At 64.5% G+C, this 15757-nt stretch carries 15 protein-coding genes and 5 tRNA genes; 11 read left to right on the top strand and 9 right to left on the bottom strand.

From position 1 onward, the window contains the following. Positions 1–12: 12 nt before the first annotated feature. Both phoU and dusB read right to left on the bottom strand, forming a co-directional pair. Positions 13–750, bottom strand: a complete 738-nt coding sequence (gene phoU, locus NYP18_RS13365; RefSeq protein ID WP_259428692.1) for a phosphate signaling complex protein PhoU — start codon at positions 748–750, stop codon at positions 13–15. Positions 751–802: 52 nt separating this feature from the next. After that, positions 803–1948 (bottom strand): tRNA dihydrouridine synthase DusB, encoded by a 1146-nt coding sequence (gene dusB / locus NYP18_RS13360; RefSeq protein WP_259428691.1) that lies wholly within the window; start codon positions 1946–1948, stop codon positions 803–805. A gap of 284 nt (positions 1949–2232) precedes the next feature. Between dusB and scpC the strand changes: the two genes are divergently transcribed. The 3 genes from scpC (at position 2233) to NYP18_RS13345 (ending at position 5310) form a co-directional block, all read left to right on the top strand. Beyond that, on the top strand, positions 2233–3735 hold the full coding sequence (gene scpC / locus NYP18_RS13355; protein ID WP_259428690.1) for a succinyl-CoA:acetate CoA-transferase ScpC: 1503 nt from the start codon (positions 2233–2235) through the stop codon (positions 3733–3735). An 85-nt stretch (positions 3736–3820) separates the two neighbouring features. Continuing rightward, positions 3821–3893 (top strand) — tRNA-Lys (locus NYP18_RS13350). Between the two features lie 106 nt (positions 3894–3999). Then, the gene (locus NYP18_RS13345; RefSeq protein ID WP_259428689.1) at positions 4000–5310 is read left to right on the top strand and encodes a DUF2254 domain-containing protein; all 1311 of its coding nucleotides are present in this window, start codon (positions 4000–4002) and stop codon (positions 5308–5310) included. Between the two features lie 15 nt (positions 5311–5325). Here the strand turns inward: NYP18_RS13345 and NYP18_RS13340 are convergent, their stop codons facing one another. The 3 genes from NYP18_RS13340 to NYP18_RS13330 form a co-directional block, all read right to left on the bottom strand. Then, positions 5326–6933 (bottom strand): ABC transporter permease, encoded by a 1608-nt coding sequence (locus NYP18_RS13340; protein WP_259428688.1) that lies wholly within the window; start codon positions 6931–6933, stop codon positions 5326–5328. After that, positions 6930–7817: an ABC transporter ATP-binding protein gene (locus NYP18_RS13335; RefSeq protein WP_259428687.1), complete on the bottom strand. Its 888-nt coding sequence runs from the start codon at positions 7815–7817 to the stop codon at positions 6930–6932. Before NYP18_RS13335 ends, NYP18_RS13340 begins: the two co-directional genes overlap by 4 nt. A gap of 74 nt (positions 7818–7891) precedes the next feature. Then, entirely contained in the window at positions 7892–8221 is a 330-nt protein-coding gene (locus tag NYP18_RS13330) for a metal-sensitive transcriptional regulator (protein WP_259428686.1), read from the bottom strand. A gap of 156 nt (positions 8222–8377) precedes the next feature. On the opposite strand from NYP18_RS13330, the gene NYP18_RS13325 reads away from it, so the two are divergent. The 4 genes from NYP18_RS13325 to NYP18_RS13310 all read left to right on the top strand — a co-directional run bounded on the left by NYP18_RS13325 (position 8378) and on the right by NYP18_RS13310 (position 8895). Further along, a tRNA-Glu gene (locus NYP18_RS13325) sits at positions 8378–8450 on the top strand. Positions 8451–8477: 27 nt separating this feature from the next. Then, positions 8478–8551 (top strand) — tRNA-Asp (locus NYP18_RS13320). Between the two features lie 170 nt (positions 8552–8721). Further along, a tRNA-Asp gene (locus tag NYP18_RS13315) sits at positions 8722–8795 on the top strand. A gap of 27 nt (positions 8796–8822) precedes the next feature. After that, a tRNA-Phe gene (locus NYP18_RS13310) sits at positions 8823–8895 on the top strand. A 117-nt stretch (positions 8896–9012) separates the two neighbouring features. Here NYP18_RS13310 and NYP18_RS13305 read toward each other — a convergent pair. After that, positions 9013–9615: a fasciclin domain-containing protein gene (locus NYP18_RS13305; protein WP_259428685.1), complete on the bottom strand. Its 603-nt coding sequence runs from the start codon at positions 9613–9615 to the stop codon at positions 9013–9015. A 224-nt stretch (positions 9616–9839) separates the two neighbouring features. Here NYP18_RS13305 and NYP18_RS13300 point away from each other — a divergent pair, with 224 nt between their 5' ends. Beyond that, entirely contained in the window at positions 9840–10484 is a 645-nt protein-coding gene (locus NYP18_RS13300; RefSeq protein ID WP_259428684.1) for a lipocalin family protein, read from the top strand. Between the two features lie 41 nt (positions 10485–10525). Here the strand turns inward: NYP18_RS13300 and NYP18_RS13295 are convergent, their stop codons facing one another. Beyond that, positions 10526–11104, bottom strand: a complete 579-nt coding sequence (locus NYP18_RS13295; RefSeq protein ID WP_259428683.1) for a MarR family winged helix-turn-helix transcriptional regulator — start codon at positions 11102–11104, stop codon at positions 10526–10528. A 203-nt stretch (positions 11105–11307) separates the two neighbouring features. Here NYP18_RS13295 and NYP18_RS13290 point away from each other — a divergent pair, with 203 nt between their 5' ends. Continuing rightward, on the top strand, positions 11308–11610 hold the full coding sequence (locus NYP18_RS13290; RefSeq protein WP_259428682.1) for a GNAT family N-acetyltransferase: 303 nt from the start codon (positions 11308–11310) through the stop codon (positions 11608–11610). Positions 11611–11678: 68 nt separating this feature from the next. On the opposite strand, the gene epsC is transcribed toward NYP18_RS13290, so the two are convergent. Together epsC and cysK are read right to left on the bottom strand one after the other, a co-directional pair. Then, the gene (gene epsC / locus NYP18_RS13285; RefSeq protein ID WP_259428681.1) at positions 11679–12278 is read right to left on the bottom strand and encodes a serine O-acetyltransferase EpsC; all 600 of its coding nucleotides are present in this window, start codon (positions 12276–12278) and stop codon (positions 11679–11681) included. A gap of 20 nt (positions 12279–12298) precedes the next feature. Continuing rightward, positions 12299–13231: a cysteine synthase A gene (gene cysK, locus NYP18_RS13280; RefSeq protein WP_259428680.1), complete on the bottom strand. Its 933-nt coding sequence runs from the start codon at positions 13229–13231 to the stop codon at positions 12299–12301. A gap of 307 nt (positions 13232–13538) precedes the next feature. On the opposite strand from cysK, the gene ramA reads away from it, so the two are divergent. Then, positions 13539–14381 carry an acetate metabolism transcriptional regulator RamA gene (gene ramA, locus NYP18_RS13275; RefSeq protein ID WP_259428679.1) on the top strand — a complete coding sequence of 281 codons (843 nt, stop codon included), beginning with the start codon at positions 13539–13541 and terminating at the stop codon, positions 14379–14381. Positions 14382–14418: 37 nt separating this feature from the next. Continuing rightward, positions 14419–15675 carry a UDP-N-acetylglucosamine 1-carboxyvinyltransferase gene (gene murA, locus NYP18_RS13270; RefSeq protein ID WP_259428678.1) on the top strand — a complete coding sequence of 419 codons (1257 nt, stop codon included), beginning with the start codon at positions 14419–14421 and terminating at the stop codon, positions 15673–15675. Positions 15676–15757: the final 82 nt, after the last annotated feature.

Below are 15757 nucleotides of genomic sequence, written 5' to 3'. Positions count from 1 at the left end.
GATAAGCGGGTGTCAGTCCTGGCCCCGGGAGAACTGACGTTCAAGTTCGGCGAAGCGGGCTGCGATATCGGCCTCGGCCTGGTCGCGCTCCTTCTTCTCGATGTACTCGTCCGGGCTGAGGCCGGTGGTCAGGTACACGATGCGGGCGGCCACGTTGACGCAGTGGTCGGCGTAACGCTCGTAGAAACGGGCCAGGAGGGCAACGTCCACGGCCTCACGTGTGGAGTGCTGCCACTCGCGCTGCGTGAGCATGGTGAGGATGTAACCGTGGAGATCGTCGACGGCGTCATCGTCCTGCGCGAGGACCAGGGCGACATCGGCGTTCGGGTCGACGAGGATGTCGCGGGTTTTGTCGCTCATCTCATCGACCAGGCGTGCCAGCTCCTGGAAATAGCCGATCAGTGGCTGGGGGAGGGTGTTGTCGGGGTGACGGCGGCGCGCGGATTTGGCCACGTGCATCGCCAGTGCACCCATCCGGGCGAAGTCCTCGACGATGTAGATGGAGGAGACGACCTGCCGGAGATCGCGGGCGACGGGTCCCTCGAGGGCGAGGAGTGCGACGGCGCGATCCTCGCAACGCAGGCGGATCTCGTTGAGGTTGTCAGCCTTGGACAGAGCATCCTCGGCGGACTCCAGGGAGGCCCGCAGCAGGGCGTCGGAGGCGTCGGCCATGAGAGAGCGCACCGTGTCGCACATGACGATGAGGTCATGGGCGAAGTTGTCCAGATGTTCCCGGTAGGCGATACGCATGCCCACCATCATATGAGCATGCGCGGCATCGTGCCTGTTCGGGCCCCCGCGCCTAGCCGCCGGAGTGCATGATTTCCGCGCCCTGGGGCACGGTGGCGTCCTCCGGGTCATCGAGCCAGCCGTCGGGGAGCGCAACCCTGGAGGGAGAGCCCTGCCGGCCGCGGGCACCGTCGGAATCCTCGGCGATCAGCGGGGAATCCGCCCAGGGGGAGAGCTGCTCGCGCAGTTCCGCGAGAGTGGAGATACGTGCCAGGTTGGCACGGAGTTCACCGCCCACCGGGAAACCGCGCAGGTACCAGCCCATGTGCTTGCGCAGGTCGCGGCAGGCGTGGGCCTCGCCATCATGCTCGGCGAGCAGTTCGGCGTGGCGGATGATGATGCGGATGACTTCGCCGAGGGTGGGGGCCGGGGGCAGGGCTTCGCCGCGCAGTTCGGCGGAGAGCTCGGCGAACAGCCACGGCCGGCCCAGGCAGCCACGGCCGACGACCACGCCGTCGCAACCCGTCTCGTCCATCATGCGGCGGGCATCCCCGGCGGCGAAGATGTCACCGTTGCCGAGGACGGGAATACCGGTGCCGTCGAGATGCTCGACCAGGCGCGTGATCTCGGACCAGTCGGCGGCACCGGAGTAGCGCTGGGCGGCGGTACGGGCATGCAGCGCCACGGCGGCGGCACCTTCCTCGACGGCGATGCGGCCGGCATCCAGGTGGGTGTGGTGTTCGTCGTCGATGCCGACGCGGAACTTCACGGTCACGGGGATGTCGGTGCCCTCGGTGGCCTTGACGGCCGCCGCGACGATATTGCCGAAGAGGCGGCGCTTATAGGGGATGGCTGAGCCGCCACCCTTGCGGGTGACCTTGGGGACGGGGCAGCCGAAGTTCATGTCGATGTGGTCGGCCATGTTCTCGTCGACGATCATCTTCGCCGCCTTGTAGGTGTACTCCGGGTCGGTGGTGTACAGCTGCATGCTGCGCGGGGATTCCTCGGGCGCGAAGGTGGTCATGTGCAGGGTCTTCTCGTTGCGTTCGACCAGAGCGCGGGCGGTGATCATCTCGCAGACGTAGAGGCCGGAGACGGTGCCGGTCTTCTCGATCTCCTGCTCGCGGCAGAGGGTACGGAAGGCCACGTTGGTGACACCCGCCATGGGGGCGAGTACCACAGGGGAATTCAGCGTCAGGGATCCGATCTTCACAGTCACCCCCTCATTCTCCCCCCTGTGGGTGTTCCCGCCCAAACCGGGGACCGCGGATCCCCTGGATTCCTGCAGCTCATGCCTTAACATTGAGGCGGTGTCGTACCATTGATACGGGTACCTGCATTTCCACGGGTCCACATCGGATCCGCTAGTGTGGTCACCATAACTAAACGGCAAAAATGTTACCGACCCGACACTGTCGGTCGGGGTCGGTGCCAGCCGAACATCGCTCACAGACATAACGGGGCACACCCATGCGTGTGGCCCGGACAATCAGGAGGAACTACATGTCCGATCGGATCGCCAACGCTCTGCTGCGCGGCAAGATCATGTCCGCCGATGAGGCAGCCCAGCTGATCGACAACGGAGCCAAGGTCGGTATGTCCGGCTTCACCGGCGCCGCCTACCCGAAGGCGCTGCCGACCGCGATCGCCAACCGCGCCAAGGATGCGCAGGCGAAGGGCGACAGCTACAAGATCGACGTATTCACCGGTGCCTCCACCGCCCCGGACTGCGATGGCGTGATGGCTGAGGCCGGCGCGATCAACTACCGCATGCCGTACCAGTCGGACCCCATCATGCGTAACTCCATCAACTCCGGTGAGATGAAGTACCAGGACATCCACCTGTCCCACTCCGGCCAGTACGTCGAGCACGGCTTCTTTGGCCAGCTGGACGTCGCCATCGTCGAGGTCACCCGCATCACCGAGGAGGGCCACCTGATCCCGTCCTCCGGCGTGGGCAACAACGTCGACTACCTGGACAACGCCAAGAAGATCATCATCGAGGTCAACGAGTGGCAGTCCCTCGACCTGGAGGGCATGGCCGACATCCACCGCATCGGCCACCTGCCGAACCGCACCCCGATCCCGATCGTCCACACGGGCGACCGCATCGGCACCACCTACATCGACATCGACGTGACCAAGGTCGTCGCCGTCGTGGAGACCAACGCGCCGGACCGCAACGCCCCCTTCAAGCCGGTGGACGAGCAGTCCAAGCAGATCGCCGGTTACTTCCTCGACTTCCTCGAGGGTGAGGTGCAGGGGGGTCGTCTGACCTACGACAGCTACGTCATGCAGTCCGGCGTGGGCAACGTCCCCAACGCCGTGATGGCCGGCCTGCTGGACTCCAAGTTCGAGAACATCGAGGCCTACACCGAGGTCATCCAGGACGGCATGGTCGACCTTATCGACGCCGGCAAGATGTCTGTGGCATCCGCGACCTCCTTCTCCCTGTCCCCGGAGTACGCGGAGAAGATGAACGCGGAAGCCAAGCGCTACCGCAAGCACATCATCACCCGCCCGCTGCAGGTCTCCAACCACCCGGAGGTCATCCGCCGCGTGGGCCTGATCTCCTCCAACGGCATGATCGAGGCCGACATCTACGGCAACATCAACTCCACCCATGTCGCAGGCCAGCGCATCATGAACGGCATCGGCGGCTCCGGTGACTTCACCCGCAACGCGCGCGTCTCCACCTTCATCTCCCCGTCGGACGCCAAGAACGGTGCGATCTCCTCGGTCGTCCCCTTCGCCTCCCACACCGACCACACCGAGCACGACGCCATGGTCGTCATCACCGAGTACGGTGTCGCCGACCTGCGTGGCCTGGCTCCGCGTGACCGCGTGCAGAAGATGATCGCTGTGGCACACCCGGACTACCGCCCGCTGCTCGAGGAGTACGTCGAGCGTGCCAGCAAGTCCAAGTTCCAGCACACCCCGCACGACCTGGCGACCGCCTTCTCCTTCCACGAGCGTCTCCTCGAGACCGGCTCCATGAAGAAGTAGCCGACGCCTGCTTATCGACGTCCCGCCCCTCCTCCGGAGGGGCGGTTTCCGTTCCTGGGGGGCGGCACACTAATATCGTTCCCACGGGCCTCTAGCTCAGTTGGTAGAGCTACGGACTTTTAATCCGCAGGTCGCGGGTTCGAGCCCCGCGGGGCCCACTGATTCATCGGCCGGGGTGTTCTTCCCAGGCAAGGGCCTCCACCGCACACGCGGTGGGGGCCCTTTTTCCGGACAGACCGCACTGATCAGTGCCACAATTAGGTTGTGACCCAGAACAGCCATGGCGGTGCAGGAACCTCCGGGAGCTTCCGCATCCGAGGTTCGATCCCGGGTGTTCCCCGATTGACGTGGTGGGATCGGATCTGGCGGCCTTTCTGGACGATTCCGGCGGTGAGCGTGGCAGTGGCCCTCGTTCTCGGTTTTCTCCTACCCACCTGGGAGCGGGGATTATCTGACCCCGCGCTGAGGTTCGTCTTCGAGGGTGGGCCCGATGCAGCCCGTGAGGTGCTGGGCACCATCGCCTCATCCACGATCTCAGTCGCCGGTCTCATCTTCTCCATCACCCTGGTCGTGCTGCAGCTGGTGAGCAGCCAGTTCAGTCCCCGGATGCTCAACGGTTTCCTGCGCAACCGCATCGTGCAGGCCACCCTGGGCATCTTCCTGGGTACCTTCGTGTTCTCCCTGACGGTCATCCGGTACGTGTGGAGCGAGGATGAGGACATCACCGGATTTGTCCCCCGCGCATCAGTGACGGTCGCCTTTCTGCTGGTGCTCGGCTGCCTGGGGTTTTTCCTCGCCTTCATCCGTCTGATCACCTTTTCGATGCGGGTGGCCAACGCGATCTCGGAGATCGGGGAGGAGACGAGAGATCTGGCTGAGCGGCTCTACCCGGTGCAGAACGAGGATGCCGGCGCTGTCCAGGGGCCCGGCTGGTCACCGCGCCCCGGCGACCCCCGGGCGGAGGTCCTTGCAGACAGACACGGATCGTTGGTGTGGATCAACTACCGGAAACTGGTGGCCTGGGCGACGGAACAGGAAGCGGTGATCACTGTTGACCGCCCGGTGGGGGATTTCCTGGTGGAGGGCCAGCCGCTGCTGCGGGTCTGGTGGGACGGGGAGCTCAGCGACCGGGACCGACGGATTCTGCGTGCCGCCGTTGAGGTGCGGACGGAGCGGGAACTGGAGCAGGATCTCGCGTTCGGCTTCCGGCAGCTCGTCGACATCGCTGATCGCGCCCTTTCTCCCGGCATCAACGATCCGGTTACGGCAGTCCAGTGCGTCCATGAGATCCACCGGGTTTTCCGCTACCTGGTCACTGCAACTGAACCCAGCCCGTATATCGCCGATGATGACGGACAGGTCAGGGTGGTCCATCAGCCGCCCAGGATCGCGGACATGCTCTATGGGGTGATCCGGGAAATCGGTCTCTACGGGGCGGACTCGGCGATGATCCCGGAGCTGTTGCGGGACATGGTGCAGGACCTGGAAACCGTGGCCAATGAGACTTATCTGCCTGCGTTGGAGCGGGGGCGTGAGCTGTTGGGGCAGGTCGACGGCCGGAGAGACGCTGAGTGAACCGGTGGGCGGGGGTCAGGAGGCGGTGAGGTCGCGGTGTCGGAAAGCAAGGGCACCGAGCAGAGCCAGCAGCACGCCCATGCCGGCCAGTACCACCACACCTGTCCAACCGACCTCGGTCGCCGGATGCTGGCCGACGTGCTCGAAGGGGGAGAGGTTGAGCCACACCTGGTCGAGCTCAATCATCCGGCCGAACATGATGAGCACACTGCCGCTGATGAACACCAGCCACGCCAGGCCAGTCATGCGGGGCGCCAGACCGTAGAGCACGGCGACCAGGCCGATGAACAGCCACACAGGCGCGAACTGGACGCTGTGACCCAGGACAGTGGGCCCCAGCAGCGACCACTCGCCGGTAACCAGTCCGGCCCCCACACCCTCCGCCAAACCGGCGAGCAGACACAGCCAGAAGGCGCCGGCCGCGGCGACCCCCACCCAGGACAGCAACCAGGCACGGCGTCCCACAGCCGTTGAGAGGACAGGCTCGGTGCGGTACCCGGCCTCCTCCGCGCGCAGCGCGGTGACTGCGAGGATGCCGTACACGGAGATGATCACCGCGAAATAGACCCCCATGAAGCCCAGATAACCTTCCGTGATGCCCATCGCCCCGCCGAGAACCGCCAGGATCTCCACGGGCATGTCCCCGGCTGTGTCGGCGATGGTGCGGGTGAAGGCCCCGAAGACCAGGCCGGCGGTGAGCATCGCCACCGACCAGCCGAGGATCGTGCCCCGTTGGAGCCGCCACGCCAACGCGAGGGGAGAACCCAGCCAGGTGGCCGCCTGCGTGCGGCCAGGTCGATCAGCGATGATACCTGCGGCCATGTCACGCCGGGCGCGTAACCGGGATCCCAGCGCCACCGCGAGCACGGAGAAGACCAGCGGCAGGAGCAGCGGCCACCAGCGGTCGAGGGTGTAGGGGGCGGTCTGCTGCGCCCAGCCGATGGGGGAGAGCCACGACAACCACGCCAGGTCTCCGCCCTGCACCCGGGACATGTCGCCGAGACCGCGGACAACGAACGACACCGCCAGAATCAGCCCGGCCAGCGAGGTGCAGGTCCGGGAATAGGGCGACAACTGCGCCGTGACGGTGGCGACCCCCGCGAAGGCGATGCCCGCAGCCGCGATGCTGCTGGTGAACAGGATCGTCGATGCCACCTCCGGGGCGGGCTCGATCGGCGCGGTGAGCACCACCCCGGTCATGAGCGCCGCCAGGAGGAGGTTCATAACCACCGTGAGGATCAGCGCGGCGGCGGGTTGCGCATGACGGCCCACGACACCGGCGAGCACGAGCTCCGCCCGTCCACTCTGCTCCTCCGCGCGGGTGTGCCGGGAGACGGTCAGCATCGACATCAGCGCCGCACCCAGCATCAGGTACACCCCGTAGAGTCCGGCCAGGAAACGCGGCACGGTGACCTCGTCGAGGCCGTAGCTGGGCCCGCCCACCAGCGCCGTGACAGGGCTCAACGCCAGCTGGGCCAGGCCGACCAGACTCTCCCCATCGAGGACGGTTCCCAGCGCCGTGGAGAAATAGGCCATGAGCAGGGACAGTCCCAGCACCCAGGCGGGGAGGCGCCATCTGTCGCGGCGGAGCATGAGGCGCAGTAGCGTGCCGGTACCGGTCATGGTTCGTCCCCGTAGTGACGCAGCAGGATCCGCTCCAGGGAGGGTGGGGAGGCGGTGATGGCACGGACCTCCAGTGCCGCGAGCAGACGCATGACCTCGGGGAGGTGCTCGGTGTCGACGTCGAACCGCACCTGTTCGCCCTCCCGGTGCGCATTGAAAATCCCCTCATGGCTGACCAGCTCATCCATCGGCCGGTCCGTCAGGGTGGTGACCACCGTGCGGCTGAGATGACGCATGTCCAGCAGGGAACCGGATTCGACGATCCGTCCCTTCCGGATGATGGAGATGCGGTCTGCCAGAGCCTCCACCTGAGCGAGGATATGGCTGGACAGCAGCACCGTGTGACCGCGTTGTTTCATCTCCCGGATGACCTCCTGGAACTGCGATTCCATGAGTGGATCGAGACCGGAGGTGGGCTCGTCGAGAAGCAGCAGCTCCGCATCGGAGGCCAGGGCCGAGATCAACGCGACCTTCTGCCGGTTCCCCTTCGAATAAGTCCGGCCCTTCTGGCCCGGATCCAGGTCGAAGCGCTCGATCAGCTCGTCGCGCCGGGCCCTGTCGAACCCGCCCCGCAACCGGGCGAACAGATCAATGGCCTCCCCACCTGTCAGATTCGGCCACAGCTGGACGTCACCGGGTACATACGCCATTCGACGGTGGAGATCCACGGCATTGCGCCAGGGATCGCCTCCGAGCACCTGCACAGAACCAGTGTCATGCCGCAGGATACCCAGGAGGATGCGCAGTGCCGTTGACTTCCCGGCGCCATTCGGCCCGAGGAAACCATGCACCTCACCTGTCTGCACCGTGAGATCGAGTTCATTCAACGCACGGACCGGACCGAAGCTCTTGGTCAGTCCGACTGTCTCCACTACCAGGTCCATGGCGGCCCTTTCCGGGGAACTGTGTTCCTTCCTCCCAGAATAGTCCGCGGACAGGACCTTCGGCTAGAACCGCGTCAGGACTTCACCATCTTCTGGATGGCCTTCATGGCCTCCCGGATCTTCTCATCCGCGGCCTCCCCGTCCGCCTTCGCGGCCCCGGCAACGCAGTGGGAGATGTGGTCCTGCAGCAGTGCCAGGGCGACATTCTCCAGGGCAGAGGTCACCGCGGAGACCTGGGTGAGGATGTCGATGCAGTACTGGTCCTCATCGATCATCCGGTGGATGCCACGGGTCTGGCCCTCAATCCGCTTGAGGCGGGCGAGGTATTTCGCCTTGTTCTCGTTGTAGCCGTGGACGTTCGGCTCATGGCAGGAGCAGCTGGTCTGGTCATTGTTCTGGCTCATGGTTTTCCGCCTGTTCTTGATTCGTCCTGATGTTTCCAGGGTAGATCAGATTGGTACGTGAAAACACGCCGGGGCCAGCGGTTTTTGTTCTTCACACCGAATGCAGTAGTCTTCTTGTCAGTCGCACGTCCCAGAGCGCTTCTGGAAAATTGACTGGCCCCCATCGTCTAGTGGCCTAGGACACCGCCCTTTCACGGCGGCGACACGGGTTCGAATCCCGTTGGGGGTACAGAGGCTTGCCTCTAGAAAAGAATAAGGCCCTGTGGCGCAGTTGGTTAGCGCGCCGCCCTGTCACGGCGGAGGTCGCGGGTTCAAGTCCCGTCAGGGTCGCAGTAGCGAAGACCCCCGGTTGTTTCCTAACGGAAGCGGCCGGGGGTCTTGTGCATGTCCGGTAAGTGTGCGGGAAAGTCGCCCTGACCTGGCGATTTGTCATTGATGTCTGGTTCTGTGTAATGTTACATCTCGTTGCGAAGGACCAGTCCTGAGCACATTAGTAGTAAGGCCCTGTGGCGCAGTTGGTTAGCGCGCCGCCCTGTCACGGCGGAGGTCGCGGGTTCAAGTCCCGTCAGGGTCGCAGAGATTGTCTCTAGCGGCAGTCTTCGGCCAGATAGCTCAGTCGGTAGAGCGTCCGCCTGAAAAGTGGAAGGTCGCCAGTTCGATCCTGGCTCTGGCCACAGTTCAAGCCCCCACCCGGTGAAAATCGGTGGGGGCTTTTCTGCGTGCGGTTCCGGGAGGCGGAAAGCCCCCACCGGGGTGGTGTGGTGGGGGCTGGGGTGTGGCTCTGCGTCGGCCTACGGGGTCGGCATGAGGACACCGTCAATGACGTGGATGACACCGTTGGAGGCATCGATATCGGTGTCGATGACATTGATGGTGTTGCCGGCCACGTCGGTCAGGGAGACGTTTTCGCCGTCCACGTTCACGGTCAGGCTGGCGCCCTGGACGGTTTCGACGGTCTGGCCGTCGAGTTCCACGACGTCGGCGGCGAAGACCTCAGACGGGATGACGTGGTAGGTCAGGATCTCGGTCAGATCGCCGGAAGGATCGGCCAGGAGGGTGTCGAGGGTGCCCTCCGGCAGGGCGGCGAAGGCCTCGTCGGTGGGGGCAAACACGGTGAACGGCCCGTCGCCCTTGAGGGTCTCGACCAGGCCCGCCTCCTGGAGGGCAGTGGTGAGGGTGGTGAACTGACCGGCCGCCACGGCGGTGTCGACGATGTCGTCGCCCTCTGCTGCCGCAGTGGTTGTCGTGGTCTCTTCAGTCGTGGTTTCGGAGGTGGTGACCTCGGTGGTGGTCTCGGCGGTTGTACCTGCCGTCGTCTCGTTGTCCTCGGAGGCGCAGGCGCCGAGGAGGAGCGCCATGCTGAGGGCACCGGTGGCGGCAATTACTCGTTTCATGATGAAACCTTTCAGTAGTGGATAATGTTTACTCTAAGTTAATATCTGATTCTAAGCAAGAGAATCGGGAAAATTATTCTGCTCCGGCGTGGCCATAGGGGTGGGGCTGTTCAGGGAAGTGGCTGGCGACACTCGGGGGGTGGGGGTGATTTTCCGGAATGCAGGAAACTGCGAGTCACATGTATTACACTTCTAGATAATATAACTACCTGAAGGGATAAATAATGAGGAAATTCCTCGCTGGCCTCGGGGCCGCAGCACTTCTCACCACCCTGGCTGCTCCGGCGTCCCAGGCTCAGGACATCTTCGACGGCGGGCGCGTCGGGGGCGGTTCCTCCCAGCTCCTCCCCACCGGTTCATCCGTCCCCGGCAATGAGCTGCCTGAAGTGGGGTTCAAGGTCGACCTCAATGAATACGCCGGCAAGTGGTACCAGGTCGCTGCCCTGCCGCAGCCCTACTCCCTGCAGTGTGCCAGCGACACCACCGCTGAATATGCGGCGCTCGACGACTCCACCATCTCGGTCCGCAACTCCTGCGGGACCTTCTTCGGTCCCTCTGTCATCGAGGGGACCGCTTCGGTGCGCTCCGACGCCTCCCTGCGGGTGAACTTCCCTGACGTGCCCTTCCAGGATCCGGACGGCCCCACCAACTACCGGGTCACCTACCTGGATGAGGGGTATTCGTTGGCCATTGTCGGTGACCCCAACCGCAATTCAGGCTTCGTGCTCTCCCGCACACCCAACCTGAGTGCCGAGCGGTGGTCGGAGGTGCGTTCCATCGTTGAGTCCCGCGGCTGGTGGTCCTGCTCCTTCCTCACCGTGCCCATGGCTGAGGGGCGCAAGGACGTCGCACCGCTCTGCACCCTCTAGGACCATGGAAACGGCCACCTGCTCCGGCAGGTGGCCGTTTCTCAGTTCCCCTCTGTCCAGTCGACATCGTCCAGGGCCAACTCCTGCGCCATGTCCTCCAGGAAGTTGATCACCACCTGACGTTCCTCGCGGCTGAGCCGGGCGGCGGCCTGGAAGCGCTTGGCATGTTTCCTGCCCACGGTCTCCATGGCGGAGGCGCGGGTCTCCTGGGTCACCTCGATGGAGAAGGCCCGACGGTCCACCGGGTGGACCTGGCGGATGATGTGACTGCCTTTCTCCAGGCGGTTGAGCAGCTTGGTGATGGATGCGGGGGACATCTCCAGGTGGGTGCCGAGCATGCCTGGAGTGACCACCTCGGCCCGGTGATTGGCGACGATGAGGAAATGGAGGGCGCGCATGTCCTGCGTGCTCAGCCTCATGTACTTCTCGGAGGCATCGGCGAGCGCCTTCTCTTTCTCGCGCAGCCCTGAGAGGGCGTTCATCAACCGGGTGATCTGATGGACGTCCTCCGGATCCAGGGCAGAGCGGTCAACCAGCTCGCTGCGGGGATCGCTGGAGTTGACATCATAGAGGCTGCCTGAGATGCCCTCGATGCCAGATGCATTTCGCGGATCCGTCATGTGTGGATCTAGCCTCTCGCCTCGAATTTATAGATAAATTATCCCACAGTTAACTATGGGTGTAAAGATAGTATAATTATTCCCTCACGTCCCTGCCTCGCCAGCGGAAATATTCCCTGGCAGAACACGAGAGGCGTGGGCATACTGGGCTGTGTAGCGGACCCACCATATGCACACGCGACCCAGGCAGGAGACTCCACCACATGACTGAGCAGAACTACGAGATCAGGCACATCGAGGGCAGGAACCGTTTCGAGATCATCGTCGACGGTCGGGAGGCCGGTTATGCCTCCTACGTCCCCCGGGAAGGCAATGTCCTGGACTTCAACCACACCGTCGTCGACCAGGCTTTCCGCGGGAGGGGCCTGTCCGTCCCGCTGATCCGGGCGGCGCTTGACCATGCGCGCGAGGAAGGGGCGACCATCACCCCCTCGTGCTCCGCTGTGGCGCATTTCATCAAGAAGAACGAGGACTACCGGGACCTGTGTGAGGACCGGAACCCGTGACGTCGCCAAGCAGGATCAGGTCATGAAGAATGCCCCGGAAGAAAAATCTCCCGGGGCATTTTCGGCCGTCAGATGCTGTAGTCGACCGGATCTTCGGCCGCGTAGTAGTCAGGATCGACGAGCTTGATCCGCTCGCTCTGCCTGCGGGGTCGGTTCTTCGCCGGGATGCCGGTGGCGATGTGATCGGCCGGCACGTCCTTGGTCACGACCGCGTTGGCGCCGATGGCTGAGCCGGCGCCGATGGTGATCGGACCCAGCACCTTGGCGCCGGCACCGATGGTGACATTGTCCTCCAGCGTCGGGTGACGCTTGGTCTGGGTGAGTACCTGACCGCCCAAGGTCACGCCGTGGTAGAGCATCACGCCGTCACCGATCTCCGTGGTCTCGCCGATGACAATGCCCATGCCGTGGTCTATGAAGAAACGGCGGCCGATCGTGGCACCGGGGTGGATCTCGATACCGGTGAAGAAGCGGTTGAGCTGAGCGAGGATGCGGGCGGGGCCACGTAGTCCGCGCTTCCACAGCCAGTGCGACACCCGGTGCGCCCAGATTGCGTGGAGCCCCGAGTAGACGATGGCGTTCTCGACATCACCGCGAGCGGCAGGATCGTGTTCGCGCGCATTCTGGAGGTCTTCGCGGATGGTCTTCGCGATTCTCAGCAACAGCATGGCCCAGAGTGTACCCAGTCCTAGTCGCGGATGTCCTCGTAGAGGATGGTGGAGACGTAACGCTCACCGTAGTCGCAGACGACGGTGACGATGGTCTTGCCGGCGTTCTCCGGCTTCTTGGCCAGCTCCAGGGCGGCCCAGACGTTGCCGCCGGTGGAGATGCCGCCCAGGATGCCGTCCTTGACTGCCAGCTCGCGGGAGACGGCGATGGCGTCCTCATTGGAGACGGTGATGACGTCGTCGAGAACCTTGCGGTCCAGGACCTCCGGGATGAAGTTGGCGCCGATGCCCTGAATCTTGTGCGGGCCGGCCTTGCCTGCGGACAGCAGCGGGGAGGCGGCCGGCTCAACGGCGTAGACCTGGGCCTCCGGCTTGCGCTCCTTGAGCACCTGGCCCACACCGGAGACGGTGCCGCCGGTGCCGACGCCGGCGACGAAGATGTCGACCTTGCCGTCGGTGTCCTTCCAGATCTCCTCGGCGGTGGTCTCGCGGTGGATCTTGAGGTTGGCCGGATTGGCGAACTGGGAGGCCAGGATGGCGTTCTCCTGCTCGGCGACGATCTCGTTGGCCTTGTCGACAGCACCCTGCATGCCGGCGGCGCCCGGGGTCAGGACAATCTCGGCACCGTAGGCGCGGAGCATGACGCGGCGCTCGTTGGACATGGTCTCCGGCATGGTGAGGATGACCTTGTAGCCGCGGGCGGCACCGATCAGGGCCAGGGCGATACCGGTGTTGCCGGAGGTGGCCTCGACGATGGTTCCACCGGGCTTGAGGGAGCCGTCGGCTTCAGCGGCCTCGATGATTGCCTTGCCGATGCGGTCCTTGACGGAGTTCGCCGGGTTGAAGGACTCGACCTTCACCAGCACCTCGGCACCGAGGCCCTCGGTGATGCCGTTCAGGCGGACCAGGGGGGTGTTCCCGATGGTGTCGAGAATGTTGTCGTATACGGCCATGAGGCTGTTTCTCCTTGGAATCGTGTGCGTTGCTGCGTGCCATGGTACACCACAGCACTAGACAGTCCGGTATGGATAGTTTAGACCGGACGGTTTTGGTCGCCGAGCGGGGGTGTTGCCCGATGTGGACATATCACCCCCTGCAGGTGTACCACCACTTTGCTGCGGGTGGGACTGTGATCTGTGCAATCGAATTCCCCTTACCCCCGAAGTAGCGTTATAATGCCCATCTGAAGAAGATAGTTACCCCCGTTGATGTGTGCCTTGGGTGCACCTGACGGGTGTACCCGGAGGAGGACGATTCAGGATGGATTCGCAGAGAATCAAGGATGACGACGAGGCCGTCCGGGCGGCGCTCACGTCTCTGAAGACCGCGACCGGCATACCGGTCACCATGTATGCAACCCTGCTGCCGGACAACCGGCTGCAGGTCACCCAGTGGGTGGGGCTGCGCACTCCCGCGCTGCAGAACCTCATCATGGAGCCCGGCTCCGGCGTCGGCGGCCGCGTGGTCACCACACGCCGTCCCGTCGGCGTCTCCGATTACACGCGGGCCAACATCATCTCCCACGAGAATGACCGTGCCATCCAGGATGAGGGGCTCCACTCCATCGTGGCGGTGCCGGTGATCGTCAACCGGGAGATCCGCGGTGTCCTCTACGTGGGCGTGCACTCTCCCGTCCGCCTGGGGGACAAGGTGATCGAGGAGGTCACCATGACGGCGCGCACCCTGGAGCAGGACCTGGCGGTCAACTCCGCCCTCCGGCGGGCGGAGGGCGGCAAGGCCGGTGCCGCGAAATCGGGCCGCGTGATGAACGGCGCGGAGTGGGAGCAGGTCCGCTCCACCCATTCGAAGCTGCGCATGTTGGCCAACCGTGTCGAGGACGAGATGCTCCGCAAGGAGCTCGAGCAGCTGTGTGATCAGATGGTCTCACCCGTCCGCGTCAAGCAGTCCACCAAGCTCTCCGCCCGGGAGCTGGATGTCCTGTCGTGTGTCGCGCTCGGGCACACCAACGTCGAGGCCGCCGAGGAGATGGGCATCGGGGCGGAGACGGTGAAGTCCTACCTGCGTTCCGTGATGCGCAAGCTGGGTGCCCATACCCGCTACGAGGCGGTCAACGCCGCACGTCGCATCGGCGCGCTGCCCTGACGTCAGGGGCGGGCGGACTCGGCTATTCTCGGGAATCGTGAAGGATCGATTTCTTGTCAGCGGTGGCGCTCGCCTGCAGGGTGCCGTCAAAGTCAGTGGCGCAAAGAACAGCGTCCTCAAGCTCATGGCGGCGGCTCTGCTCGCCGAAGGCACCACCACGCTGAGGAACTGCCCCGAAATTCTCGACGTCCCACTCATGCAGCGCGTCCTCGAGGGCCTCGGCTGCGCGGTCGAGCTGGACGGTGACGTCGTGCGCATCACCACTCCCGCGGAACTGAAATCTGACGCGGATTTCGACGCCGTACGTCAGTTCCGTGCCTCTGTCTGTGTCCTCGGCCCCCTGACCGCCCGCTGTGGCCGGGCAGTGGTGGCGCTGCCGGGTGGTGACGCCATCGGCAACCGCCCCCTGGACATGCACCAGTCCGGTCTGGAGAAGCTCGGTGCCACCACCCGCATCTCCCACGGTGCCGTCGTCGCGGAGGCCGAATCCCTACGGGGCGCGAAGATCGCCCTCGATTTCCCCTCAGTGGGAGCAACGGAGAATATCCTCACCGCCGCCGTGCTCGCCGAGGGCACCACGGTCCTGGACAACGCCGCGCGTGAACCGGAGATCGCCGATCTCTGCGAGATGCTCAACTCCATGGGCGCGCGTATCGACGGCGCCGGCACCTCCACCATCACCATCGAGGGCGTGGAGAGGCTCGAGCCCACCGAGCACGAGGTCATGGGCGACCGCATCGTCGCCGGCACGTGGGCCTACGCCGCAGCCATGACCCGCGGAGACGTCACCGTCGGCGGGATCTCTCCCCGCCACCTGCATCTGGCGCTGGAGAAGCTCAAGGTTGCCGGGGCAGAGGTGGAGACCTACGAGAACGGATTCCGCGTACGGATGGACCGTCGGCCCATGGCTGTGGACTACCAGACCCTGCCGTTCCCCGGTTTCCCCACCGACCTCCAGCCGATGGCCATCGGCATCTCCGCCATCGCCGACGGCATGAGCGTCATCACCGAGAACGTCTTCGAGTCCCGTTTCCGCTTCGTCGATGAGATGCAGCGACTCGGGGCCCACGCCACCGTGGATGGTCACCATGTTGTGCTCCACGGAATTGAGCAGCTCTCCTCGACAGAGGTGTGGAGCTCCGACATCCGTGCCGGCGCCGGCCTGGTGCTCGCGGCTCTCCTGGCGGACGGTGTGACCACCGTCCACGATGTCCACCACATCGACCGTGGCTACCCGAGCTTCGTCGAGAACCTCCAGTCCCTGGGGGCGACCATCGAGCGGGTCAGTCAATAGCTGCCACCATGTTCCTTCCCCAGGTTGATCACTGCATTGACCTGGGGATTTGTGTGTGTGGTGGGGGGTGTGTAACTTTATG

Source organism: Corynebacterium lemuris (assembly GCF_024919295.1).
Taxonomy (GTDB): Bacteria; Actinomycetota; Actinomycetes; order Mycobacteriales; family Mycobacteriaceae; genus Corynebacterium; species Corynebacterium lemuris.
This window is presented reverse-complemented; position numbering and strand designations above follow the sequence as displayed.

What these genes read in the sequence shown, in the direction of transcription:
- NYP18_RS13340 (WP_259428688.1), bottom strand. Translation starts at nt 6,933, where the DNA reads ATGACCGGTACCGGCACGCTACTGCGCCTCATGCTCCGCCGCGACAGA.
- NYP18_RS13290 (WP_259428682.1), top strand. Translation starts at nt 11,308, where the DNA reads ATGACTGAGCAGAACTACGAGATCAGGCACATCGAGGGCAGGAACCGT.
- cysK (WP_259428680.1), bottom strand. Translation starts at nt 13,231, where the DNA reads ATGGCCGTATACGACAACATTCTCGACACCATCGGGAACACCCCCCTG.
- NYP18_RS13300 (WP_259428684.1), top strand. Translation starts at nt 9,840, where the DNA reads ATGAGGAAATTCCTCGCTGGCCTCGGGGCCGCAGCACTTCTCACCACC.
- ramA (WP_259428679.1), top strand. Translation starts at nt 13,539, where the DNA reads ATGGATTCGCAGAGAATCAAGGATGACGACGAGGCCGTCCGGGCGGCG.
- phoU (WP_259428692.1), bottom strand. Translation starts at nt 750, where the DNA reads ATGCGTATCGCCTACCGGGAACATCTGGACAACTTCGCCCATGACCTC.
- NYP18_RS13330 (WP_259428686.1), bottom strand. Translation starts at nt 8,221, where the DNA reads ATGAGCCAGAACAATGACCAGACCAGCTGCTCCTGCCATGAGCCGAAC.
- NYP18_RS13305 (WP_259428685.1), bottom strand. Translation starts at nt 9,615, where the DNA reads ATGAAACGAGTAATTGCCGCCACCGGTGCCCTCAGCATGGCGCTCCTC.
- NYP18_RS13335 (WP_259428687.1), bottom strand. Translation starts at nt 7,817, where the DNA reads ATGGACCTGGTAGTGGAGACAGTCGGACTGACCAAGAGCTTCGGTCCG.
- epsC (WP_259428681.1), bottom strand. Translation starts at nt 12,278, where the DNA reads ATGCTGTTGCTGAGAATCGCGAAGACCATCCGCGAAGACCTCCAGAAT.
- scpC (WP_259428690.1), top strand. Translation starts at nt 2,233, where the DNA reads ATGTCCGATCGGATCGCCAACGCTCTGCTGCGCGGCAAGATCATGTCC.
- NYP18_RS13295 (WP_259428683.1), bottom strand. Translation starts at nt 11,104, where the DNA reads ATGACGGATCCGCGAAATGCATCTGGCATCGAGGGCATCTCAGGCAGC.